Genomic DNA, 21,603 nt, shown 5'->3' with positions numbered 1-21,603 from the left:
TTACCGGACCCGTGCGTCGATGATCTCGACGAATCGCGCGAACAGGCCGGCCTGCGACTTGATCTTGAGCTTGCGGTAGATGTTGCGGCGATGGACCTTCACGGTTCCCGGCACGATGCGCATCGCCCTGGCGATCGATTCGGTTGAATGCCCCTGCAGCACCAGGTCGACGACATGCTTTTCGCGCGGCGTCAGCGACAGGCTCTGCCAGATATGGGCGCGATCGAACTCGTTGACCGGAGCGATCGTCTCGTCCTGCTTTGTCTCGGGCGGTTCGTCGGCCGGGAGGGCAGGCCAGCGCAATCTGGCGAAGCTGATCACCGCCGGAGCCATGTCGCGCAGAAGCCTGGCATCGGCGGTGCCGAACGGACCCGACGCACGCAGCCGCATCAGCGACAACACCAGCGCGTCCTTTCCCGGCAAAGGCACGAAGAAGCCGACCTCCTCGGCCAACCTGGTCTGGCTGTAGTAGGAGCGAAAATATTCGCTGGCATAGAAGCGGTCCGGCGCGAGTTCGCGCATGCGCCAGAACCCTTCCTTGCGCTCCACCGCCGCATGGTGGAACGGGTCGAGCAGATACGGCCCTTCCTGGTAGAGCGCGACGAAGACATGGCTTTCGGCCGGCGAAAAGGTCTCGAACAGCAGCGGCGGGCGTGCGGCACCGCGATAGCCGAAGATCACGCAGTGGTCGAAGCTGACATGCTGGCGCAGCCAATCGACCATCGCCTTGCCGAAGAGGTCGCCGCTCGTCTCCCGCGTCGCGGTGACAAGCGTTGCAAGCTGGCCGTATTCGTCGCTGCGGGACAATCCATACCCCCTTAAACGAGAAAATAGATCAGATATACCACCTGCGAGGTATATACTAGCCGCCATTGGCTCTGGTAGCGTCCTGAAATTGCCCTGTTGCTGGAGCCCGCAGCCTTGACCGCAGTGCCCGACATCGAGTTTCGCGGCGTCACCAAACGCTATGGCGCGGTGACCGCGGTCAACGGCATCGATCTTGCCGTCCCGCCTTCCGCCTTTGTCGCCCTGCTCGGACCGTCCGGCTGCGGCAAGACGACCTGCCTGCGCATGATCGGCGGCTTCGAACAGCCGAGCGAAGGTCAGGTGTTCATTCGCGGCCAGGACATGGCCGGCACGCCGCCCTACCGGCGGCCTGTCAACATGGTGTTCCAGCAATACGCGCTGTTTCCGCATCTCGATGTCGAGGACAACGTCGCCTACGGGCTGCGCCAGGCACGACCGCGGCTGTCGTCGCGCGAGATCACCTCAAGGGCAGGCGAGGCGCTGGCCATGGTGCGGCTCGCCGGCTATGGCCGCCGCAAGATTCATGAACTGTCCGGCGGCCAGCAGCAGCGTGTCGCGCTGGCGCGCGCACTGGTCAACAAGCCGGCCGTGCTGCTGCTTGACGAGCCGCTGGCCGCGCTTGACAAGAAGCTGCGCACCGACATGCAGATCGAGTTGCAGAACCTGCAGCGCGAAATCGGCATCACCTTCGTATTGGTCACCCACGACCAGGAGGAAGCGCTGTCGATGAGCGATTTCGTCTGCGTCATGAATGGCGGCCGCATCGTCCAGCTCGGACAACCGAGCGAGATCTATGACGAGCCGGCCGATCTGTTCGTCGCCGATTTCGTCGGCAAGACCAATTTGCTGAGCGGCAAGGTCGCCGGACATTCGGGCGAACTGGTGGACATCGCGCTTGCCGACGGCACCGTCATTGCAGCGCGCAAGCGGACGGCCTTGCGGCAGGGCGAGACCGTCTCGGTCAGCCTGCGTCCTGAATCGCTCAGTCTCGGCGCTCCGGAAAGCGGCCGGTTCAAGGGCATCGTTCGCAACCGGATTTTCCTTGGCTCGACCGCCGAATACGCGATCGAGGTCCAGGGCATCGGAACGCTGCTCGCCAAGGCCGATCACCTGATCGGCCACGGCAATCTTTTCAAGCCGGGTGAACCCGTCGCCATCGGCTTTGCCGCCGGAACGCCCTTGGCGTTTCCGGACCCCAAGAACAACGGGACCAACCAGAGGGTAACCAAAAATGTCGAAATCATATCGTGATGGACTGCCGATAAGCCCTGAAAACTTCGTCGACCAGCTGATGCGCCTGAAGCGCGGCTCGATCGGCCGCCGAGACTTCCTCGGCCTCACCGGCCTCGGAATTGCGACGGCGGTGATGGCGCGCGAGATCGGCATCATGCCGACGCCGGCCTTTGCCGCTGAAAGCCTCGGCGACCGCATGTCGATCGCCACCTGGCCGAACTATCATGACCCGGCGACATTCGAGAATTTCAAGAAGGACACCGGCGTTGCCGTCGAGGTCAACGTGTTCGGCTCCAACGAGGAGATGCTGGCCAAATTGCAGGCCGGCGCCTCCGGCTGGAGCCTTTTCGTGCCGACCAACTACACGATCTCGACCTACAAGAAGCTCGGCATCATCGAGGCGCTCGATATGGCGAAGCTGCCGAATTTCGACGGCTCGCAGGAAGATCCGCGCTTCACGTCGGAAGGCACGATCGACGGGACGACCTACGCCGTGCCGAAGAACTGGGGCACCACCGGATTTGCCGTCAACACCAAGAAGCTGACCAAGCCGATGACCAGCTGGAAGGAGTTCTGGGACACAGCGATGGCGGAGGGCGATGGCCGCACCATGGTGCACGACTACCAGCTGACCACAATCGGCAATGCGCTGAAATATTACGGCTATTCGTTCAACTCGCTGAAACAGGACGAACTCGCCAAGGCGGAGGAATTGCTGCTGAAGGTGAAGCCGCATCTGTTCGCGGTCTCATCCGACTACCAGCCGGGAATGCGCGCCGGTGACGCCTGGATGACCATGTGCTGGACCAATGACGGTGCGCAGCTGCATCGCGACATTCCCGAGATCGCCTATGTGCTTGGCAAGGAAGGCGGCGAGATCTGGACCGATTTCTATGCCATCCCCAAGGACGCGCCGAACAAGCCCGCCGGCTACGCGCTGCTCAACTACCTGATGAACCCGCAGGTCGCGGTCAAGGAGCACCTGGCCAACGGTGCGCCGTCGACCGATGCGCGGGTCAACAAGCTGCTGCCCAAGGAGGTGCTCGACAATCCGATCCTCTATCCGGCTGCGGACCTGTTGACGCCGCTCGAGTTCGGCGCAGCGGCAACACTGACCGATCCCGGCCGGGCCGAACTGATGGCCCGCTTCAAGTCGGCCTGAGCGACCGGCCTGATGCAGACAATTGACCGGCGGGCATATGTCCGCCGGCACCGGGGCGGTTTCAATGCACGGCAATAAACTTCGTCATAATCTGCTGACCGCCTTGCTGCTCGGTCCGGCAGCGGCGTGGCTGGTGGTCTTCCTGGTGCTGCCGTTCATAGCCATCGCCGTGTTCAGCGTTGGCGAGCGGGCGCCGGAAGGCGGCTACCAGGCGGCCTTTACGCTGGCGCAATATGCCAATCTTCCGGCGCGGGCGACCGCCTTCTGGAACACCATGATGTTGGCGCCGATGGGCGCGCTCGCCTGTCTTCTCGTCGCCTATCCGGTTGCCTACTACCTCGCCCTGCAGGCGCCGCAGCGCTGGCGGCTGATCCTGCTCGCGCTCGTCGTCATTCCGTTCTGGACCAGCCTTCTGATGCGGACCTATGCCTGGATGTATGTGCTGGGCGGGCGCGGCATTCCTGCTCTGCTCGCTTATGTCGGCTTCGAGGATATCAGGCTGATCAACACGCCGGGCGCCGTGCTGCTCGGCATCGTCTATGGCTATCTGCCGCTGATGATCCTGCCGATCTATGTCAGCCTCGAGCGGCTCGACCGCCGGCTGCTGGAAGCCTCCGCCGATCTCGGTGCGACGCCACTCTCCACATTCCTTGGCGTGACGCTGAAACTGTCGCTGCCGGGGGTGATGACCGGCTTCTCGCTGGTCATGATCCTGCTGCTCGGCGAGTATCTGATCCCGACGCTGCTTGGCGGCGGCAAGGTGTTCTTCATCGGCAATGCGCTGGTCGACCTGTTCCTGCAGTCGCGCAACTGGCCGTTCGGATCGGCCATCGCGATCACACTGGTTCTGGTCTCGGTGGTGGTGCTGATTGCCGCCAACCGCATCTCGACCCGGGTTTCGGGCGCCCGCCGGGTGGATCTGATCTGATGCGCGCCTTCGTCATTGCCGTCTTCGCCTTCCTCTACCTGCCGATTGCGCTTGTGGTGCTGTTCTCCTTCAACGCCGGTCACCATGCGAGCGAGTTCACCGGCTTTTCCGTGCAATGGTACGGCAAGGCGCTGGCCAACCCGTTCCTGGTCGAAGCGTTGAAGAACAGCCTGTTCATCGCCACCACCAGCGCCTCGCTGGCGGCGCTGTGCGGCACCGCGGCCGCGCTTGGCCTGGCGCGCGTCAGCGTCCGGACCCGCGCTGTCTTCGATGCGCTTCTGGGTGCCGCGATCGTCGTCCCGGGTGTCGTCATCGGCATCTCGACGCTGGTCGCGCTCGTCCAGCTGTTCGCAGTCGTCAACCCGTTCCTCGCCTCGATATGGCCCGACGACCAGCCGCCGCGCCTGTCGCTCGGCTATGGCTCGATCATCGCGGCACACGGCCTGTTTTCGATGGCGCTGGTGACGATGATCGTCGGCACGCGTCTCGGCAGCCTCGACCGCAACCTGGTCGAGGCCTCGAGCGATCTCTACGCGACGCCGTTGACGACGTTCCGCAGCATCGTCCTGCCGCAGATCATGCCGGCGGTGGTCGCCGGCTTCCTGCTCGCCTTCACCTTCTCCTTCGACGATTTCATCGTCGCCTTCTTCGTCGCCGGTGCGCAGACGACGCTGCCGATCTATGTGTTTGCGTCGATCCGGCGTGGCGTGACGCCGGAAATCAATGCCATCGCGACGATCGTGCTCGTCGCCTCCGTGCTGCTTGTCGTGCTTGCCCAATGGCAGCTGCGCCAACGCAAACCGTCCAACTGAAAGTCGCGCCATGATCCTCAAAGACCGCATCGCCGTGGTGACGGGTGCCGGCTCCGGCATCGGGCGCGCCGGCGCCATGATCATGGCCAGGGAAGGCGCGCTGGTCGTCATCGCCGACAGGGACCCGGCCAGCGGCGAGGCAACGGCTTGCGACATCCGCGCGGCGGGCGGCCGGGCCGAGGCGCTCGCCACCGATGTCGCGGATGACGCGGCGGTCGAGCAGCTCATTGCCGGTACGCTCGACAGGCATGGGCGTATCGACATCCTGCACAATCATGCCGGCATCCAGGTCGGCGGTACGCTGACTGAAGTCGAGGTCGGTGGCATGGATGCCTCGTGGCGGGTCAATGTCCGGGCGCAATTCCTCGCGGCCAGGCTGGTCATGCCGTCGATGATCGCACAGGGCGGCGGTGTCATCCTCAACACCGCCTCGAATTCGGGCGTGTTCTACGACCGCGAGATGATCGCCTACGCCACGTCGAAACATGCGGTGGTGGCGATGACCAGGCAGATGTCGCTCGACTATGCCAGCCACAATGTCCGCGTCAATGCGCTCTGCCCAGGCTGGGTCGATACGCCGTTCAACGAGCCGTTCATCGCCCAGATGGGCGGGCGCGCGGCGATCGAAAACTATGTCCGCACCAAGATCCCGATGGGACGCTGGGCCAGCGCCGAAGAGATCGCCGAGGCGATCCTGTTCCTCGTTTCCGACCGATCATCCTTCATGACCGGCCAGGCGCTGGTGATCGACGGTGGCGAAAGCATCGGCTGAAGTAGCCGTCTCGGCCTTCAACCAGTCGGCGAAGATGGTCATTGCCTGCGAATTCTGGCGCCTGCGCCGCGCCGACAGCCAATACCGGCCGACGTCGACCGTGCAGTCGAAAGGCTGCACCAGCTCAGCCGAACAGAGCTCGCGGCTGAACATCGAAATCGGCAGCAGCGCCACGCCGGCGCCCTGGACGGCAGCGTTCGCCATGGTGACCGATGAGTCGAAGACGATGCCCTTGATCGGCGGGCAATGGCACCCTGCCGTCTCGAACCAGCGCAACCATTCGTCTTCCCGGTAGGAACATAGCAGCGTTTCGCGCGCGAGGTCGGACGGGTCGCGCAGACGCGCGGCGATGTCGGGCGCGCAGGCCGGCGAGAAGCCGCCGGGCAGCAACGGTGTGTTCTCGGTTCCCTGCCAGGAGCCGTCGCCGAAGCGGATGGCAAAATCGAGACCGTCGGCGGCGAGATTGACCCGGTTGTTGTTGGTCGAGATGCGCAGCTCGATGTCCGGATAAGCCTGATGGAATGCCGGCAATCTGGGGATCAGCCATCCCGAGGCGAAAGTACCGACGACACCAATGGTGACGATGTCGTTGAAGCGGCCGCCCTCGAAGCGGTCGAGCGTGACGCTGATCCTGTTGAAGGCATCGCTCAGCACGGGCAGCAGGGCTTCGCCTTCCTCGCTCAAGGCGAGGCCGTGCGGCAATCGGCGAAAAAGCTTGATACCAAGGATCTCTTCGAGGCCCTTGATCTGATGGCTGACGGCGGCCTGGGTGACGCGCAGTTCGAGGCCGGCGCCGGTGAAACTGAGATGCCTTGCGGAGGCCTCGAAGGCGCGCAAGCCATTCAACGGGAGGTGCGATCGCTTCATCATCCCAGCCCTAATTTTTCTTATGGCGGGGGCGATGTTTACTCGTTTGCGATGGCGCCGGATCCGGTCCAGTTCTGCTGCGCGGGGCGACAGAGAGTGTGGACATGACAAGCAGACGCAGTTTCATCAGTGGTCTCGCGGTGGTTTTGACGGCCCCGGTTGGCGCCATTGCGAAGGCGGCAACGAGCCCGACAAAATTTGATGGGGTCTTGCCGAAAATAAGGCGGATCGAGGCGAAAAGCGGCGGCCGGCTCGGCGTGTCCTGCCGGATCTCCGGAACGACCGCGCAATTCGGCTATCGTGAGGACGAGCTGTTCCCCATGTGCAGCACCTTCAAGGCACTCGCGGCGGCGTTCATCCTGCATCGCGTCGATGGCGGCATCGAGCAGCTCGACCGCAGCATCAAGATCCCGCACGACGCCGTCATCGCGAACTCTCCGACGACCAAGAAACATGCCGGCGGCGAGATGACCGTGGCGCAGCTTTGCGAGGCCGCCGTGACAGTCAGCGACAACGGGGCGGCCAATCTGTTGCTGGAGTCCTTTGGCGGGCCGGCGCAGCTGACGGCCTATCTGCGTTCGATCGGCGACAAGGTGACCAGGCTGGACCGGATCGAACCGGAGCTGAACGAGTCGCTGCCGGGCGACGCGCGCGACACGACCTCGGCGCTGGCCATGGCCGACAATTTCGAACGGCTGACGATCGGCAACAGCCTGTCGAAGAAGAGCCGGGCGCAGCTTGTCGATTGGCTGATGGCGAACAAGACCGGCGACGAGCGCATAAGGGTGGCACTGCCGAAAGGCTGGATATGCGGCGACAAGACCGGAACCGGCGCGCGCGGCAGCACCAATGACGCGGCCGTCATCTGGCCGGCTTCCGGCAACCCGATTTTGATGTCGGTCTATCTGACGGGCACGAAACAGACCCTGGCCAAGCGCAACGCCGTCATTGCCTCTGTCTCGCGCGCGTTGGTCGAAGCGATCGCGGTGTAAATCTTTGTGTCGGGCGGCGCGGTGTTGCCGCGCCGCTGCCCTCACACATGTTTGCGGCCGCCGGTCTCGCGGAACCAGCTGTCGGGGTAGGGATACCACCAGTCCTGGATAGCCGGTCTGTGGTCGATGATCACCATCTTCGAGCGGCGGAAGGCGTCCAGTCCCTGGCGGCCAAGCTCGCGGCCGAGGCCCGAGGCCTTCCAGCCGCCGAAGGGCAAGGCGTCATTGTCGATCAGCGGGTTGTTGACCCAGACCATGCCGGCCTCGAGCCGCTCGGCGGCCTCATGCGCCTCGGCCAGATCGGTGGTGAACACCGAGGCGCCAAGCCCGAACGGGCTGTCATTGGCAAGCCGGATCGCCTCGTCGAAATCCCGGACACGGCAGATCGCGGCGACCGGCCCGAAACACTCCTCGCGCACGATCGCCATATCAGGGGTGACACCGGTCAGGATCGTTGGCTCGTAGAACCAGCCTGTGTTGTGTGCGGGCGGGATGCGCCCGCCGGTGACCGCCCTGGCACCGTTGCGAATAGCATCGTCAACGAGGCGCATCACTTTCGCCCGCGCGCCTTCGCTGACCAGCGGGCCGATCTCGGTCTTGTCCATGCCGTTGCCGATGCGCAGCGCGCGTGTCCTTTCGGCGAACAGGTCGACAAAGCGGTCATGCACGGCGTCGACGACGAAGAAGCGCTCGGCCGAGGTGCAGACCTGGCCGGTGAGGTGGAAGGCGGCGGTGACGCTGCCGGCCGCGGCGACATCGAGCGGGGCGTGTTGGCTGATGATCAGCGGATCGCTGCCGCCGGCTTCGATGACGCACGGCTTCATGCATTCGGCACAGGCCACCGCCACTGCCTTGCCGGCGGCGACTGAGCCGGTGAAGGCGACGGCATGGGTGCGCTCGGAAGCGATCAACGCTTGCGCGGCTACTGCGCCGCCGGGCAGGCAGGAGACCAGCCCCTCCGGCAGCGAGCGGAACACGGTCATGTAGTCGAGCGTCGACAGCGTCGTCGCCTCGGCCGGCTTGATGACGCAGGCATTGCCTGCGGCGAGCGATGCCGCGACCGTCCAGCACATCAGCAGGATCGGGAAGTTGTAAGGCATGATGTGGACGGAGACGCCATAGGGCTCGTAGCGCGCATACTGGAACGACCCGGCCTGCGTCGTGCCGGCGATCTTGCCGGCATCGTCGCGCGCCATCTCGGCATAGTAGCGGAAGATCGGCGCGCAGTTGGCGATCTCGCCGATGGCTTCCGGATAGGGCTTGCCCATCTCGCGCACCATCAGCTCGGCACAACGCGTGAAGTCGGCCGCTTCGATGGCATTGGCGACGGCATGGAGGTGCTTGGCGCGGCTCTTGGCGTCGAGCCTTTTCCAGGCGGCCTGCGCCTTTGTCGCGGCAGTCAGCGCTGTATCGATCTCGCCATCTGTCACAGCGGCTATCGCACCGACCGTTTCCAGCGTCGCCGGGTCGATTACCGGTTTCGTCGCGCCGGTCATCTGCCGGTAATCGGGATTGACGAAGAAAGTCGGCCGGTCAGGGGAGAAATGCATGGATATCCTCTCCGACCCGCTCAGCGGATCATGTAGACCTTCTTGATCGTCTCATGGACGGTGCAGACGCCTTTCCAGTCCTGCGGAAAGAACGCCGCCGTGTCCGGCTCGATCTCGATGATCTCGCCGGATTCATGGACATAGGTGCAGCGGCCCTCAAGGAAGTGGCAGAACTCGTCGCGGGTGACGTGGCAGTGCCATTTGCCCGGAGTGCACACCCACAGGCCGCATTCGGAACGGCCTTCAGGCCCCTTGTACAGCAGCTTGCCCGAAGTGTGGGATTCGCCCTCGATCATCGTCGGGATGACGCCCCAGTCGACGAGGTCGGTAATAGTGAGCGGGGACTTCATGATCGGTGTTGTCATATCGATTTTCCCTCGGATGGCATTGGTGCTCACCGGCACATGAAGGCCTTGGTCAGCGTTTCGGTGATGATGGAGATGCCGGTCCAGCCGGCGGGGAAGAACACAAGCGTGCCAGCCTCGACCGGAACTTCTTCGCCGTTCTCATGGACATAGCTGCCGCGTCCCGACAGGAAATGGCAGAACTCGTCGGCAGGAAAGGTGACGTTTCGTGTGCCCGATGTGCATGACCACAGGCCGCATTCGCTCGATCCGTCCTGGTTCTGCGATAGGATCTTGCCCGAGGCGCGCGGCGAGCCGGCGAGCGTGTTGGTGCCCGCGCCCCAATCGTCCAGGTCCACTGTCGAGGCGTTTTGCCAGTGCGGTGTCGGCATGTCGTGAAGCTCCGAGGATCAGGCCAGCATGTAGACGTTGCGCATGGTCTCATGCACGGTGCATTCGCCCGCCCAGCCGGCCGGGAACATGACCACGGTTCCAGCACTGACTTCTATCACTTCGCCGACATTCGACCTGTAGGTCGCGCGGCCGGCGACGAAATGGCACAATTCATCGCGCGGGATCGCCAGCCGCCAGTGGCCAGGCGTGCAGACCCAGATGCCGGATTCCGGCTGGTTGTTCGGCCCTTTGTGCACCAGCCTGCCGGTGGAATGGGACGCGCCGTCCAGCGCATCCGGCTGGGCACCCCAGTCGACGAGATCGGTGCGGGTCGAGGCCTGATGGAGGTGTGGTGCGGAGGAGGTCACAGCAGCGCCTCCAGCAACCCAGCTGCCTTTTCCGGGCCGTTCTGCCCGTGCATCTGCGCTGAGGTCTTTGCCAGCCTGGCCTTCATCGCCGGATCGGTCAGGCAGGCTTCGATCTTAGCGACGAGCTCGGCATCGTTCCAGTCGTAGCGCGGCATGCCGAAGCCGTGGCCGGTTTCTTCGACGCGGGTGGCGTTGTCGTGGCCGTCCCAGACATAGGGCATGATGATAGCCGGCTTGCCGAAATAGAGGCACTCGGTGAACGAGTTGTTGCCGCCATGGTGGATCACCGCATCGACCTGCGGGATGACCGAGGGCTGCGGGAACCAGCTCTCGACGATGACGTTGCCGGGCACGTCCGTGTACTGGTCCTTGTAGCCGCCGACATTGACCAGCGCCCGGTAGCGCGTCTTGCCCAACGTCGCGATGATGCGCTTCAACAGGTCGACATCGCCGGCGCCGAGGCTGCCGAAGGAAACATAGAGCAGCGGTCCGTCATTGTTTTTCGCGAAGGTCGGCACCGTGTAGGGTTTTTCCTGTCGCACGCAGCCTTCGAGATACTGGAATTTTGCCGGGTCGAGCGGATGGCGGCGCTTGAACTTTGCCGCCTCGGGATAAAGCAGCAGGTTCAGGTAGGGCGAGGCTTCGAAGAACTGGCCGATCGGATAGGGCGTCTCGTTGTTGGCGGTGAGGAAGGCGTTGAAGTCGTCATGGATCGGCCTGATCACCGCGTTGAAATGGTCGCGGTAGCGCTGGTGGCCGGCATGGTCGTTCTCGCCGCAGCCGGAAAGATGTGGCGGGATGTCCTCATCCTCGATCTCGTTTTCTGAGCAGGAGATGACGCGCACCCACGGCTTGCCGAACTGCTTGATTGCCGGGAACAGGATGACGTTGTCGACGCAGATGACGTCCGGCTTGATGTCAGCCAGAACGCGCGGCAGATCCTTCTGCGCCCATTTGGCGCTGTCGACGATCGCCGTCCAGCAATCCTTGACGTAATTGTTGACCTGGTCATAAGGCGATTTGCGGAAATTCGGGATGTGGCCATTGATGAAGTCCTCCCAGAACTTGGCCATCTGCTCCGGCGGCATCGGTTCGGACAGGTTCACCGGATGGGCTTCGAAGCCGTAGCCCTTGTAGACGTCGACGAAGCCGGGATCGGAGAGGAACACGGCCTTGTGTCCACGCGCTTCGACGGCCTGGGCGATGCCGACGGAATTGAGCGCCGGGCCATAGGCCGCTTCTGGAAAAAACGCGATCGTCTTCTGCGCCATCAAGCTTCTCCTTCACTCTGCGAAAATTCTGACATCGGCGGCATCCCAGCCGAGTTCGACCTGGTCGCCCAACGAGACCGGCCGGCGATCCGCGGCATCGGCGGTGACGCGCACCAGGAACGGTTTTGGCGACAGGGGGGTGCGGACATGCAGTTGCAGGTCGAGCCCCTGATAGGCCAATGCCTCGACCGCGCCGGTGGTGCGGTTGGCGGTTTCTACCGACGGGAAAAGCCGGATGCGCTCGGGCCGCACCGAGGCGACAGCGGACGCACCGGGCGGAAGCGTGGCGGGTACCTTGCCGGCGATCCGAGCGCAATTGGCGGCCAGCACGCCATCGGCGACGGCTTTGCCCGGCACGAAATTCATCACGCCGATGAAGTCGGCAACAAAACGGTCGGCCGGATGCTCATAGACCGCATGCGGGGTGTCGCATTGCAGCAGCCTGCCGTCCTTGAGCACGGCCATGCGGTCGGCCATCACAAGCGATTCTTCCTGATCGTGGGTGACGATGACGAAGGTAATGCCGACCTCGTGCTGCAGGCGTTTCAATTCCAATTGCATGGCGCCGCGCAGTTTCTTGTCGAGCGCGCCAAGCGGTTCGTCGAGCAGCAACAGCCGGGGTCGCTTGACCAGGGCCCGGGCGAGCGCGACACGCTGCTTCTGACCGCCCGACAATTGCTCCGGCTTGCGGTCGGCGAAGGGAACGAGTTCTGTCGTCGCCAGGATGGCATCGACACGAGAGCGGATTTCGCTAGCCGGCAAACGCTCCATCTCCAGGCCGTAGGACACGTTGGCCCTGACGCTCATATGCGGAAACAGCGCGTAGGACTGGAACATCAAATTGACCGGCCGCTTGTTGGGCGGGGTCCTGGCAATGTCGCGGCCGTCGAGCAGGATGCGGCCGTCATTCGGCGTTTCGAAACCGGCCAGCATGCGCAGCAGCGTGGTCTTGCCGCAGCCCGAAGGCCCGAGCAGGGCGAAGAACTCGTTCTCGCGGATGTCGAGCGAGATGCCGTCGACAGCGGTCACGCGGCCGAAATTCTTCGACACATGATCGACGGCCAGCAGCGTGCGCGGTTCGCTCATTGGCCGATGACCCCTCGATTGAGCCGCTGCGACAAGGTCAGCGCGGTGATCGAGACCGCCATGACGATGGTCGCCAGCGCGTTGATCTCCGGCGTGATGCCGAAGCGGATCATCGCGTAGATCTGCATCGGCAGCGTGGTCGAGGCGCGCCCGGCGCCGGCGGTGAAGAAAGCGATGATGAACTCGTCGACCGACAGCGTGAAGGCAAGCAGCGCGCCGGCGATGACCGCCGGCAGGATGACCGGCAATGTCACCCGCCGGAAGGTGGTCACTGCGGACGCGCCAAGGTCAGTGGACGCCTCGACAATCGACCAGTCGAAACTTTTCAGCCGGGCACGCACCACCGAACAGACGAAGGCGAGGTTGAACACGACATGGGCAAGGATGATGGTGTGCAGCCCCATGGTCAGGTTGAGCATGGAGAAGAACGACAGCAGCGCGATCGCCAGCACGATGTCGGGAATGATCATCGGCGCAAAGATCAGCGCTTCGAGACCCTTGCTATAATGCTGGCGCATCTCGACGCCGATCGCCAGCAGCGTGCCGAGCAGCGTGGCGATGGCGGTCGACACCAGCGCCACGATCAGCGTGTTGAGCGCGGCGGAGAGGATCGCGGAATTGCCGGCCAGCGAGACATACCATTTCAGCGAAAAGCCCGACCATGCGGTCGGAAGGCCGCCCTCGTTGAAGGACAGCGCCACCAGCACGGCAATCGGGATGTAGAGGAAGGCGAAGATCAGGCTCAGTACGAGCCAGAGCGTGCGCCGCGTGGCGGGCGAGCGCTCAGCCATCGGCGCCTCCGCTCACTTGCGCGGCGCGGCCCGAGGCGCGATCGGCGGCCAGCGCCTGCGCCATCAGCACCAGCAGCATGATGGCGATCAGCACCATGGCGAGCGCCGCGCCGAAGGGCCAGTCATTGGCGGTCAGGAACTGGTCGTAGACGAGATTGCCGATCATCTGGAAGCGGCCACCGCCGAGCAGGGCCGGCGTAACGAAGTTGCCGATCGACAGCACGAAGACGAACACGGCGCCCGCGGCGATGCCGGGCACGGTCAGCGGCAGGATGACACGGCGAAAGGTGGTGATGGCCGAAGCGCCGAGGTCACGCGAAGCCTCGGCGAGTTCTGGGTTGAGACGCGACAGCGGTGCGTAGCAGGCGAGGATGACGAAGGGCAGGTAGTTGTAGACCAGGCCGGCGATGACGGCACCTTCGGTGTAGAGCATCGACGGCGGCTCGCCGGTGTAGCCGAACCAGCGCAGCAGCTGGGTGATCAGGCCCTCGCGGTTGAGCAGCACGATCCAGGCATAGGTGCGGATCAGATAGTTGGACCAGAACGGCAGCACGGCGAAGAACAGCAGCACCGGCTGCAGCCGGCGCGGTGCGGCTGATATGGCATAGGCGGCGGCATAGCCGATCACCACCGCGATCAGCGTCGCCGTGCCGGCGATGCGTGCAGATTTGAGGAAGATGCCGGCATAGAGCGGGTCGAAAACCAGCCCGAAATTCTCCAGCGTGAAGGTGTATTCGATGCCGCCATAGATGCCGCGGCGAAAGAAGGCGAGCGCCAGCACCAGCGCGCACGGCACGACCATCAGCGCGGTCAGCCAGACCAGCGCCGGGGCCATCAGCAAGGAGGAGCGAAGTCTGGTCTGGGACAATGTTTGGGTACCGCTCAAGGCCGGCAGCAGAAGCGCCGCCGGCCGTGATGTCTGGTTTGACGCTTGCTTACTGCGCGGCCTTGATCTCGCTGACGATCTTCGAATAGTCGCGCTGGGCGTCGCCGACGTCACGCAGCTGCTCGAACTTGACAAGGTCGGCCACCGGCATCGCCATGTTGGGGAACTTGGCCAGGAAATCGGCCGGCAGGCTTTCCATAGCCGGCTTGTTCGGCACCTTATAGTCGATGTTCTGCGCCGCCCAGGCATGGTTCTTGGCGTCGAGCATGAAGTTGATGAACTGGAAGGCCGCGTCCTTGTTGGCGGAAGCCTTCATCACCACCATCGTGTCGACCCACAGATCCGACCCTTCCTTGGGGATGACGTATTTGATCTCGGGCTTCTCGGCGATGCCGTAATTGCACCAGCCGTCCCATGCTTGCACCATCAGCGCCTCCCCGGAAACCAGTTTCGAATAGAAGGTGGTGTCGTCATAGGCGAGCAGGGTCTTCTTGGCCGAGATCAGCAGGTCCTTGACCTCGGCCATCTTGGCCGGATCGGTCTCGTTGACCGAAAAACCCTTGTCGAGCTGGCCAGCGGCCAGCAGCCAGCGGTCGGTCGCCAGCATGGTGGTTTTGCCCTTGAGGTCGTCGGAGGGGGCGAGAAGGTCGCTCCAGCTGGTCGGCGCCACCTTCACCAGGTCGGAGCGGTAGCAGAGGCCTGTCGTGCCCCAGGTGTAGGGGACTGAAAAGGCGTTGCCGACATCATGCGGCAGCTTGGTCGCTTCAGGGTAGAGGTTGGCGAGGTTGGGCACCTTGGCGTGGTCGATCGGCTCGGTCAGGCCGAGCTTGTTCAGCACCTCGGCGAAGGGCGAGGAGACGAAGACCACGTCATAGCCCTTGCCGCCGGCGGCGATGAGCTTGCCCATGATCTCTTCATTGGTGGCATGAACAACCACTTCGCCAGCGACGCCGGTAGCGGTCTTGAAGGCAGCCATGGCGTCGGGAGCCATGTAGCCGTCCCAGTTGGAAATGACCAGGTCGGCCGCAGCCGCGGGTGGGGCCAGCGCCAGGGCCAGACCAAGTGCGATTGACGGCATCTTCAGCGAACGGTGCCGCAAGAGAGTGGTGGCGGTCATGACAGGTTCCCCATTCTGGTTGATCGTCGAATTCATTCGGCGGCGGCGACCCATGCCGCCGCCTCGATCCTGTTCCCTCGGTCTTCTTTGTGCCGATTGTCCTGACAGTACTATTGCAGAAAAAAGTACGTCAATCCATAATTTGCCAAGCGACCGTGGAATCTGGCCGATTGCGTCCGTGGGGCCGATCGGTCAAAGCATATAGGTCATGTCCGTTCACGAGCATTGTCATGCAAGCCGCAGCCCGACGACCCCGCACCAACCACCTCGACCTGGCACAGCGCATCCTGGATGTGGCCCGGCAGCGCGGCTTCGAACCCGGCGCGCGCCTGCCGGAACAGCAGATCGCCTCGCTGTGCAATGTGTCGCGTACGCCAGTGCGGGCTGCGCTTAGCCTGCTTGTGGAACAGGGCGTTGTGCGTTGGGAGGCGGATTCCGGCTATCACCTTGCCGTCGACCTCACGAGCCAGCCGGCCGTTGCCGCTGAATTGCCACTTACCGAGGAGGACGAACTCGCCGAGGCGATCCTGCGCGACCGGTCGGCGCGGCGGCTGGACCAGACGGTGACCGTCGCCGGGTTGATGCGGCGGTACAATGCCGAGCGCAAGACGGTACTAAAATCGCTTAACAGACTAACGGAAGAGAATTTGCTCGACCGTGCGCCCGGCCAGTCCTGGCTCTTCCGCCGCGCGCCTGACGACCCGGAGGCGCAGGGCGAAAGCTATGAGTACCGCTTGCTGCTGGAGCCCGCCGCCATCCTGACCCCCGGCTTCCGGCTTGACGGCGCACGCGCAGCGGCCCTGCGCCAGGGCATGGAAGCGCTGTCGGCGCTGCCGGACGCCGCATTCGACACACGCGAGTTCCAGCGGCTGGACATCGATTTTCACGGCATGCTGGCGGAGGGCTCCGCCAATCGGTTCGTGGCCGACGCGTTGGCCGATCACCTCAGGCTGCGCCGGTTGCCGGGCATCTATGCCGGCGTCAACGTCTTCCGGCTGCGGCAATCGCTGCGTGAGCACCTGAACATACTCGACCATCTTGAAAGCCGGCAGTATGAGGTGGCTGCCGATCTGCTTCGCATTCACCTGCGGCTCTCCCGCAACCAGCGACCGCAAGCGGCCAGCCGCGGGGCGCCCGCCCTGTTCGGCATGATCAGCCGGCCGGAATGACGAGGATTAATTGACGCGAAGAGCCAGCCCGACCATCGCGCTGTTTCCCGAAGCGAGTTTCGGCGCGGCGTTGAATTGCGTCGGCATCGCGCAGGCGCTGCGGGCGAAGGGCGCCCGGCCTGTCTTCATCTGTCATGCCGGCTTCTCCGGTGTCTTTGCCGACTATGGTTTTCTGGAATACCAGCTGCCGACCGACGAGCCGCTGAGCGACAGCGATCGACAGAGCTATTGGCAGGCCTTCGTGCGCAGGCATCTGCCGCATTTCAGGCTGAGCCCGATCGACCAGCTCGAAACCTATGTCGCGCCGACCTGGCAGGCGATCGTCGACACCGCGGTCAACGCCGAAGCGCCGCTGCGCCAATTGCTGGCGCGGCTGAAGCCGGACGCGGTGGTGCTCGACAATGTCATCATGTTCCCGGCGATCGCTGCCGCCGGCTGCCCGTGGGTGCGGGTGGTCTCCTGCGCCGAGACCGAGCTTCCGGACGCTCGGGTGCCCCCCTATCTGTCGGGGCTTGGCGCCGACGACCCGCAACGCGCGGCGTTCGAGGCCCGCTATCTCAGAGCCTCGGCGCCGGCGCATGACCGCTTCAACCGCTTTCGGACGGATGCCGGCCTGGCGCCGCTGCCGAAGGGCCTGTTTCTCGAAGCTTCGCCAGACCTCAACCTTTTGCTGACGCCGACGATCGTGCGCCGCGAACGCGCCGAGCCGCTCGACCCGGACCGCTTCGTCTATCTGGAAGGCTGCGTGCGTTCGGAAGGGCCGTTCGCAGTGCCTGTGTTCCCGCGCAATGGCGGGCCGCTGGTCTATGTGAGCTTCGGCAGTCTCGGCGCCATGGATGTCGGCCTGATCGAGCGCATGCTGGCCGTGTTCGACAGGCTGCCGGCCCGCTTCATCGTCAATGCCGGCGGCCTGCGCGACGCCTATCGCGCTGTGCCGGACAATGTCTATCTCGACGCCTGGTTTCCGCAGCCGTCGGTGGTTGCGAAGTGCGACCTGTTCATCCATCACGGCGGCAATAACAGCTTTTGCGAAGCGCTGCGCTTCGGCGTGCCGTCGCTGATCATGCCCTATTGCTGGGACGGGCATGACAATGCCCGACGCGCCGAGGAAACCGGCGTTGGCGACCATATCGGCCGTGATGCCTGGACCGAAGGAGTATTGGAGAGCGCCATTCTCGGCCTGCTGGCCGATGACGCAATGCGCGCCCGCCTCAGGGACAATGCAGCCCATATGGCGCTGAAACCCGGAACGGATGTGGCCGCGCAAGCCATACTCTCTCTGATACGGACATGAACGAAATGCCTGACATGAACACGAATACTTCCCTCTCCAGTGGCAACGATCCCAAGGCCTGGCTGACCCAGCACGGCATCAACGAGGTCGAGTGCCTGGTGCCTGACATGAACGGGGTCCTGCGCGGCAAGGCCTTGCCGGCAGCCAAGTTCCTCAAGGCGCTGGAGGACCGCGCGCTCTACCTGCCGAGTAGCGCCTTCCTGGTCAGCATCGACGGCCGCTACACCGGTTCGATCGACGAGGGTTTTGCCTACTCGGACCCGGACATGCGCATGGTGCCGGATGTTTCGACGCTCACCCTGGCGCCCGGCGCCGGTGCAGGCAAGGCCTATGTCTTCGCCGATGCCTTTCACATGGACGACCGGCCATGGATGGCCTCGCCACGCCATGTGCTGAGAGCCGTGCTCGACCTCTACCGTCAGCGCGGTTGGCGGGCGGTGGTGGCGCCGGAGCTCGAATTCTACCTGACCGCGCCCAATCCCGATCCCGACCGGCCGCTGACGGCACCGGTCGGCGGCAATGGCCGCGCCGAGAGCGTGCAGCATCCCTACGATATGGCGGCACTGGAGGAGTTCGAGCCGGTGGTCCGCCGCATCTATGACTATGCGGCGGCATCCGGACTGCCGCTCGACACGCTGATCCATGAATCGGGTACGGCGCAGCTGGAGATCAACTTCCTGCATGGCGACGCGCTGCCGCTGGCCGACAAGGTGCTGCTGTTCAAGCGGTTGACGCGCCAGGCCGCCCAACAGAGTGGTATGCATGCCACCTTCATGGCCAAGCCGATCGCGGCACAGGCGGGGAGCTCGATGCATCTGCACATGTCGGTCATCGACGAGGCCGGCAACACGCTGTTTGCCGGCAGCGACGATGCCGACACCGAAATGTTCGGCCATTTCATCGGCGGCCTGCAGAAATATGTCCCGGAGATCATGCCGCTGTTTGCGCCCAACGTGAACTCGTTCCGTCGCATCCGGCCGAACCACAGCGCGCCGGCCAACATCGAATGGTCGCACGACAACCGCTCCTGTGGCCTGCGGGTGCCGGCCGGTGGCCGCGCCGCGCGGCGGGTGGAGAACCGGTTGCCGGGCGCGGATTCCAATCCCTATCTGGCGATCGCCGGTTCGCTCCTCGCGGGCTATCTCGGCGTCGAGCAGAAGCTGGCGCGGTCGGCCGAGGCGTCGGGCAATGCCTACAAGATCAAAAGCACGCTGCCGAAAACCATGGAGGAGGCGCTGGATCGTTTCACCGCTTGCGACCCAGTGCGGGAACTGCTCGGCGAGGACTTCTTCCAGACCTATCTGCGCGTCAAGAGCGTCGAGCTCGACCTGTTCCAGGGCGTGGTGACGAGCTGGGAACGCGACCACCTGCTGCTGAAGGTGTAATGATGGGCTTCAATTCCGGTTTGGATATCGGCAAATCCTACTATGTCGCGACGGCAAATCCGTCGCCGGACCATCCCGCCCTGCAGGGCGATGTCGACGCCGACCTGGTTGTCGTCGGCGGCGGCTGCACCGGCCTGTCGGCGGCCCTTCACGCTGCCGAGCGCGGCCTGAAGGTGGTGCTGCTCGAAGGCGGCAAGATCGGCTGGGGCGCTTCCGGCCGCAATGGCGGCCAGATGATCCCCGGCCTGCGCAAGGGCGCCAAGGGCCTGGTCAAGCTCTACGGGCCCGAGCGGGCAAAGGTCCTGTTCGACCTCGCCTTCGAGGCACGCGGGCTGGTGCTCGACATCATCGAGCGCCACGCCATCGATTGCGATCTCAGGCTGACCGGCCATCTGGTCGGGGCGGTCAATGGGTCCGACCTTAGGGATCTCGAGGAAGAGGCGGAGTGCCTGGCCACGGTGATGAAGTTCCCGCATGCCGAAATCCTGTCGGCGGCGGAAGCCCGCCGCAAGGTCGACACGCCCTATCACGGCGCGATGTACGAGCCGCTTGGCGGCCACATGCATCCGCTGAACTACACGCTCGGCCTCGCCCGCGCGGCGGCCGCGGCCGGTGTCACCATTCATGAGAATTCGGTCGCCGTGCGGCTGGAGCGCGAGCCTTCGATCCGGGTCTCGACGGCCAAGGGGTCGGTCCGGGCAAAACACGTCGTGCTGGCGGGCGATGCACTGCTCAACGGATTGGAGCCGCGCGTCAACAGCCGCGTCATGCCGGTCGGCAACTACATCGTCGCCACCGAGCCGCTGGGGGGCAAACGCAATGTCATCCCGGCCAATGTCGCGGTGTCCGACACCCGCTTCGTCGTCAACTACTACCGCATGTCGGCGGACGGGCGCTTGCTGTTCGGTGGCGGCGAGCGCTACACGCCGTCGCCGCCGGCCGACATTGCCGGCTTTGTGCGGCCGCATATGGAAAAGACCTTTCCGCAACTTCAGGGATGTCGCATCGATCATGCCTGGGGCGGGCTGGTGTCGGTGACGACGTCGCGGCTGCCGCATGTCGGGCACTATGGCGAGGTCTATTTTGCGCATGGCTATTCCGGCAAAGGCGTCATCCTGTCGACACTGTCGGGCAAGCTTTTGGCCGAGGCGATCACCGGCGACGCTTCGCGGCTCGACCTGTTCTCGACGCTCACGCCCATGCCATTCCCGGGCGGCACGGCGTTGCGCGGACCGCTCTATGTGCTCGGCATGCTGTGGTATGCGATGCGCGACCGCATCAAGCATTGAGGGTGAGTACGCCGCGGCTACGCATCGAAGTTCGCGCCGCCCCTCACCTGCCTGCCGGCATCCTCTCCCCGTATAGTGACGGGGAGAGGGGCGCTTTCATTTATGGTTTCGCCAATCGCCAGCGTCGCAAAAAGGCGTCGGCGTTGCGGCCAGCTACTTTCTCCCCGTCTCTATAAGGGGAGAAATGCCCGGCAGGGCAATGAGGGGCGGCGCCGACGATGAGGGCTTATTCCTAAGCTCGCAATGATCTCTTTAGACGACGAAAAAATCCTCGATGCGCTGCTTGGCCTCGAGCAGCGCCGGCAGGATTTCCCGTTCCATCTCCGCGACGGTGAAACGCGCGGACTGGGTCGAGACGTTGATGGCCGCGACCGTGCGCTCCGAGCGGTCGCGGATCGGCACGGCGATCGAGCGCAGGCCGAGCTCCAGCTCTTCGTCGACGACGGCAAAGCCATCCGCTTTGGCTTTGCCAATGGCATATGCCAGCAGCCGCGTGTCGGTGATTGTCTTTGGGGTCCGTTTCTCGATCGTCGCCTGGCCGAGAAATGCGTCCAATTCCTGGGGCGTCAGGCCGGCAAGCAGGACGCGCCCCATCGAGGTGCAATAGGCGGGCAGCCTGGTACCGACGTCGAGCGAGACGCTGAGGATGCGGCGGCCGGGAATGCGGGCGACGTAGACGACATCCTGGCCCGACAGGATCGCCGCCGAGCAGGCCTCGTTCAACTCAGCCGCCACTGCCCGCATGGTCGGGGCGGCGAAGCTCCATAGCGAGGCGCCGCCGAGCCAGGTGCGGGCAACCGTCAGCAGGCGCGGCGACAGCGAAAAGACGCGGCCGGCCTGGGTGGCGTAGCCCGTGGCGACAAGCGTCAATAGAAAGCGGCGGGCGCCGGCGCGGGTCAGGCCCGCTTCCTCGGCCATTTCCGTCAGCGTCATGCCTGAGGGACGCCGGGCCAGGATCTCCATAACGGCAAGGCCCCGCTCGAGCGAGCCGACATGATCACGGGAAGCGGCCTCTTCGTCCATCTCACCTCCCAGAACGATATCCTTGCCAGGATTGACTCAACCTCTCACTCAACGTAGAAAGTAT

General features: G+C 64.2%; 22 protein-coding genes. 10 read left to right on the top strand and 12 right to left on the bottom strand.

Annotation, left to right across the window (positions count from 1 at the left end; translation table 11 throughout):
• A complete protein-coding gene (locus AC1DZP_RS03465; protein WP_477227580.1) occupies positions 1-807 on the bottom strand; it encodes a helix-turn-helix transcriptional regulator in 807 nt (268 codons plus the stop codon).
• Positions 808-921: 114 nt separating this feature from the next.
• Here AC1DZP_RS03465 and AC1DZP_RS03460 point away from each other — a divergent pair, with 114 nt between their 5' ends.
• The 5 genes from AC1DZP_RS03460 to AC1DZP_RS03440 all read left to right on the top strand — a co-directional run bounded on the left by AC1DZP_RS03460 (position 922) and on the right by AC1DZP_RS03440 (position 5,714).
• Positions 922-2,058, top strand: a complete 1,137-nt coding sequence (locus AC1DZP_RS03460; protein ID WP_477300143.1) for an ABC transporter ATP-binding protein — start codon at positions 922-924, stop codon at positions 2,056-2,058.
• A complete protein-coding gene (locus AC1DZP_RS03455) occupies positions 2,039-3,202 on the top strand; it encodes an ABC transporter substrate-binding protein (protein WP_477300142.1) in 1,164 nt (387 codons plus the stop codon). Before AC1DZP_RS03460 ends, AC1DZP_RS03455 begins: the two co-directional genes overlap by 20 nt.
• A 64-nt stretch (positions 3,203-3,266) precedes the next feature.
• Entirely contained in the window at positions 3,267-4,130 is an 864-nt protein-coding gene (locus AC1DZP_RS03450; protein ID WP_457150210.1) for an ABC transporter permease, read from the top strand.
• Positions 4,130-4,942: an ABC transporter permease gene (locus tag AC1DZP_RS03445; protein WP_457150211.1), complete on the top strand. Its 813-nt coding sequence runs from the start codon at positions 4,130-4,132 to the stop codon at positions 4,940-4,942. Before AC1DZP_RS03450 ends, AC1DZP_RS03445 begins: the two co-directional genes overlap by 1 nt.
• 10 nt (positions 4,943-4,952) lie before the next feature.
• Positions 4,953-5,714 (top strand): SDR family NAD(P)-dependent oxidoreductase, encoded by a 762-nt coding sequence (locus AC1DZP_RS03440; protein WP_477300141.1) that lies wholly within the window; start codon positions 4,953-4,955, stop codon positions 5,712-5,714.
• Here the strand turns inward: AC1DZP_RS03440 and AC1DZP_RS03435 are convergent.
• Positions 5,658-6,581 carry a LysR family transcriptional regulator gene (locus AC1DZP_RS03435; RefSeq protein ID WP_477300140.1) on the bottom strand — a complete coding sequence of 308 codons (924 nt, stop codon included), beginning with the start codon at positions 6,579-6,581 and terminating at the stop codon, positions 5,658-5,660. The genes AC1DZP_RS03440 and AC1DZP_RS03435 overlap by 57 nt on opposite strands.
• 104 nt (positions 6,582-6,685) lie before the next feature.
• Here AC1DZP_RS03435 and bla point away from each other — a divergent pair, with 104 nt between their 5' ends.
• The gene (gene bla, locus AC1DZP_RS03430) at positions 6,686-7,573 is read left to right on the top strand and encodes a class A beta-lactamase (RefSeq protein ID WP_477300139.1); all 888 of its coding nucleotides are present in this window, start codon (positions 6,686-6,688) and stop codon (positions 7,571-7,573) included.
• A gap of 41 nt (positions 7,574-7,614) precedes the next feature.
• Here the strand turns inward: bla and AC1DZP_RS03425 are convergent, their stop codons facing one another.
• The 9 genes from AC1DZP_RS03425 to AC1DZP_RS03385 form a co-directional block, all read right to left on the bottom strand.
• Positions 7,615-9,123, bottom strand: a complete 1,509-nt coding sequence (locus AC1DZP_RS03425) for an aldehyde dehydrogenase family protein (RefSeq protein ID WP_477300138.1) — start codon at positions 9,121-9,123, stop codon at positions 7,615-7,617.
• A gap of 20 nt (positions 9,124-9,143) precedes the next feature.
• On the bottom strand, positions 9,144-9,488 hold the full coding sequence (locus tag AC1DZP_RS03420; protein ID WP_095084091.1) for a cupin domain-containing protein: 345 nt from the start codon (positions 9,486-9,488) through the stop codon (positions 9,144-9,146).
• Positions 9,489-9,517: 29 nt separating this feature from the next.
• Entirely contained in the window at positions 9,518-9,859 is a 342-nt protein-coding gene (locus tag AC1DZP_RS03415; RefSeq protein WP_477300137.1) for a cupin domain-containing protein, read from the bottom strand.
• 18 nt (positions 9,860-9,877) lie between these two features.
• Entirely contained in the window at positions 9,878-10,228 is a 351-nt protein-coding gene (locus AC1DZP_RS03410) for a cupin domain-containing protein (protein WP_477300136.1), read from the bottom strand.
• Complete coding sequence (locus tag AC1DZP_RS03405; RefSeq protein WP_477300135.1) at positions 10,225-11,499, bottom strand: glycosyltransferase; 1,275 nt, start codon at positions 11,497-11,499, stop codon at positions 10,225-10,227. Before AC1DZP_RS03405 ends, AC1DZP_RS03410 begins: the two co-directional genes overlap by 4 nt.
• Before the next feature lie 12 nt (positions 11,500-11,511).
• On the bottom strand, positions 11,512-12,585 hold the full coding sequence (locus tag AC1DZP_RS03400; protein ID WP_477300134.1) for an ABC transporter ATP-binding protein: 1,074 nt from the start codon (positions 12,583-12,585) through the stop codon (positions 11,512-11,514).
• Positions 12,582-13,376, bottom strand: a complete 795-nt coding sequence (locus AC1DZP_RS03395) for an ABC transporter permease (protein WP_477300133.1) — start codon at positions 13,374-13,376, stop codon at positions 12,582-12,584. Before AC1DZP_RS03395 ends, AC1DZP_RS03400 begins: the two co-directional genes overlap by 4 nt.
• Positions 13,369-14,211, bottom strand: a complete 843-nt coding sequence (locus tag AC1DZP_RS03390) for an ABC transporter permease (RefSeq protein ID WP_477300191.1) — start codon at positions 14,209-14,211, stop codon at positions 13,369-13,371. Before AC1DZP_RS03390 ends, AC1DZP_RS03395 begins: the two co-directional genes overlap by 8 nt.
• A gap of 100 nt (positions 14,212-14,311) precedes the next feature.
• Positions 14,312-15,379: a polyamine ABC transporter substrate-binding protein gene (locus AC1DZP_RS03385; protein ID WP_477300132.1), complete on the bottom strand. Its 1,068-nt coding sequence runs from the start codon at positions 15,377-15,379 to the stop codon at positions 14,312-14,314.
• A gap of 230 nt (positions 15,380-15,609) precedes the next feature.
• On the opposite strand from AC1DZP_RS03385, the gene AC1DZP_RS03380 reads away from it, so the two are divergent.
• From AC1DZP_RS03380 to AC1DZP_RS03365, 4 genes are read left to right on the top strand one after another with little or no spacing between them, the layout of a single operon-like run.
• Positions 15,610-16,548: a GntR family transcriptional regulator gene (locus AC1DZP_RS03380; protein WP_457152145.1), complete on the top strand. Its 939-nt coding sequence runs from the start codon at positions 15,610-15,612 to the stop codon at positions 16,546-16,548.
• 10 nt (positions 16,549-16,558) lie between these two features.
• The gene (locus AC1DZP_RS03375; protein WP_477300131.1) at positions 16,559-17,842 is read left to right on the top strand and encodes a nucleotide disphospho-sugar-binding domain-containing protein; all 1,284 of its coding nucleotides are present in this window, start codon (positions 16,559-16,561) and stop codon (positions 17,840-17,842) included.
• A gap of 5 nt (positions 17,843-17,847) precedes the next feature.
• The gene (locus tag AC1DZP_RS03370; RefSeq protein ID WP_095084405.1) at positions 17,848-19,227 is read left to right on the top strand and encodes a type I glutamate--ammonia ligase; all 1,380 of its coding nucleotides are present in this window, start codon (positions 17,848-17,850) and stop codon (positions 19,225-19,227) included.
• On the top strand, positions 19,227-20,516 hold the full coding sequence (locus tag AC1DZP_RS03365) for an NAD(P)/FAD-dependent oxidoreductase (RefSeq protein ID WP_477300130.1): 1,290 nt from the start codon (positions 19,227-19,229) through the stop codon (positions 20,514-20,516). The genes AC1DZP_RS03370 and AC1DZP_RS03365 overlap by 1 nt, the downstream gene beginning before the upstream one ends.
• A 252-nt stretch (positions 20,517-20,768) precedes the next feature.
• On the opposite strand, the gene AC1DZP_RS03360 is transcribed toward AC1DZP_RS03365, so the two are convergent.
• Positions 20,769-21,539 carry an IclR family transcriptional regulator domain-containing protein gene (locus AC1DZP_RS03360; protein WP_477300129.1) on the bottom strand — a complete coding sequence of 257 codons (771 nt, stop codon included), beginning with the start codon at positions 21,537-21,539 and terminating at the stop codon, positions 20,769-20,771.
• Between the last annotated feature and the right edge of the window lie 64 nt (positions 21,540-21,603).

Source organism: Mesorhizobium sp. P2_F8 (assembly GCF_056403655.1).
The sequence above is the reverse complement of the archived record's forward strand: the minus strand, read 5'-3'. Positions and strand labels throughout refer to the sequence as shown.

Coding starts and splice junctions, on each gene's coding strand:
- AC1DZP_RS03395 (WP_477300133.1), bottom strand. CDS start 13,376: ATGGCTGAGCGCTCGCCCGCCACGCGGCGCACGCTCTGGCTCGTACTG.
- AC1DZP_RS03380 (WP_457152145.1), top strand. CDS start 15,610: ATGCAAGCCGCAGCCCGACGACCCCGCACCAACCACCTCGACCTGGCA.
- AC1DZP_RS03425 (WP_477300138.1), bottom strand. CDS start 9,123: ATGCATTTCTCCCCTGACCGGCCGACTTTCTTCGTCAATCCCGATTAC.
- AC1DZP_RS03435 (WP_477300140.1), bottom strand. CDS start 6,581: ATGAAGCGATCGCACCTCCCGTTGAATGGCTTGCGCGCCTTCGAGGCC.
- AC1DZP_RS03360 (WP_477300129.1), bottom strand. CDS start 21,539: ATGGACGAAGAGGCCGCTTCCCGTGATCATGTCGGCTCGCTCGAGCGG.
- bla (WP_477300139.1), top strand. CDS start 6,686: ATGACAAGCAGACGCAGTTTCATCAGTGGTCTCGCGGTGGTTTTGACG.
- AC1DZP_RS03415 (WP_477300137.1), bottom strand. CDS start 9,859: ATGCCGACACCGCACTGGCAAAACGCCTCGACAGTGGACCTGGACGAT.
- AC1DZP_RS03365 (WP_477300130.1), top strand. CDS start 19,227: ATGATGGGCTTCAATTCCGGTTTGGATATCGGCAAATCCTACTATGTC.
- AC1DZP_RS03440 (WP_477300141.1), top strand. CDS start 4,953: ATGATCCTCAAAGACCGCATCGCCGTGGTGACGGGTGCCGGCTCCGGC.
- AC1DZP_RS03450 (WP_457150210.1), top strand. CDS start 3,267: ATGCACGGCAATAAACTTCGTCATAATCTGCTGACCGCCTTGCTGCTC.
- AC1DZP_RS03455 (WP_477300142.1), top strand. CDS start 2,039: ATGTCGAAATCATATCGTGATGGACTGCCGATAAGCCCTGAAAACTTC.
- AC1DZP_RS03370 (WP_095084405.1), top strand. CDS start 17,848: ATGCCTGACATGAACACGAATACTTCCCTCTCCAGTGGCAACGATCCC.
- AC1DZP_RS03445 (WP_457150211.1), top strand. CDS start 4,130: ATGCGCGCCTTCGTCATTGCCGTCTTCGCCTTCCTCTACCTGCCGATT.
- AC1DZP_RS03390 (WP_477300191.1), bottom strand. CDS start 14,211: ATGGCCCCGGCGCTGGTCTGGCTGACCGCGCTGATGGTCGTGCCGTGC.
- AC1DZP_RS03420 (WP_095084091.1), bottom strand. CDS start 9,488: ATGACAACACCGATCATGAAGTCCCCGCTCACTATTACCGACCTCGTC.
- AC1DZP_RS03400 (WP_477300134.1), bottom strand. CDS start 12,585: ATGAGCGAACCGCGCACGCTGCTGGCCGTCGATCATGTGTCGAAGAAT.
- AC1DZP_RS03405 (WP_477300135.1), bottom strand. CDS start 11,499: ATGGCGCAGAAGACGATCGCGTTTTTTCCAGAAGCGGCCTATGGCCCG.
- AC1DZP_RS03385 (WP_477300132.1), bottom strand. CDS start 15,379: ATGACCGCCACCACTCTCTTGCGGCACCGTTCGCTGAAGATGCCGTCA.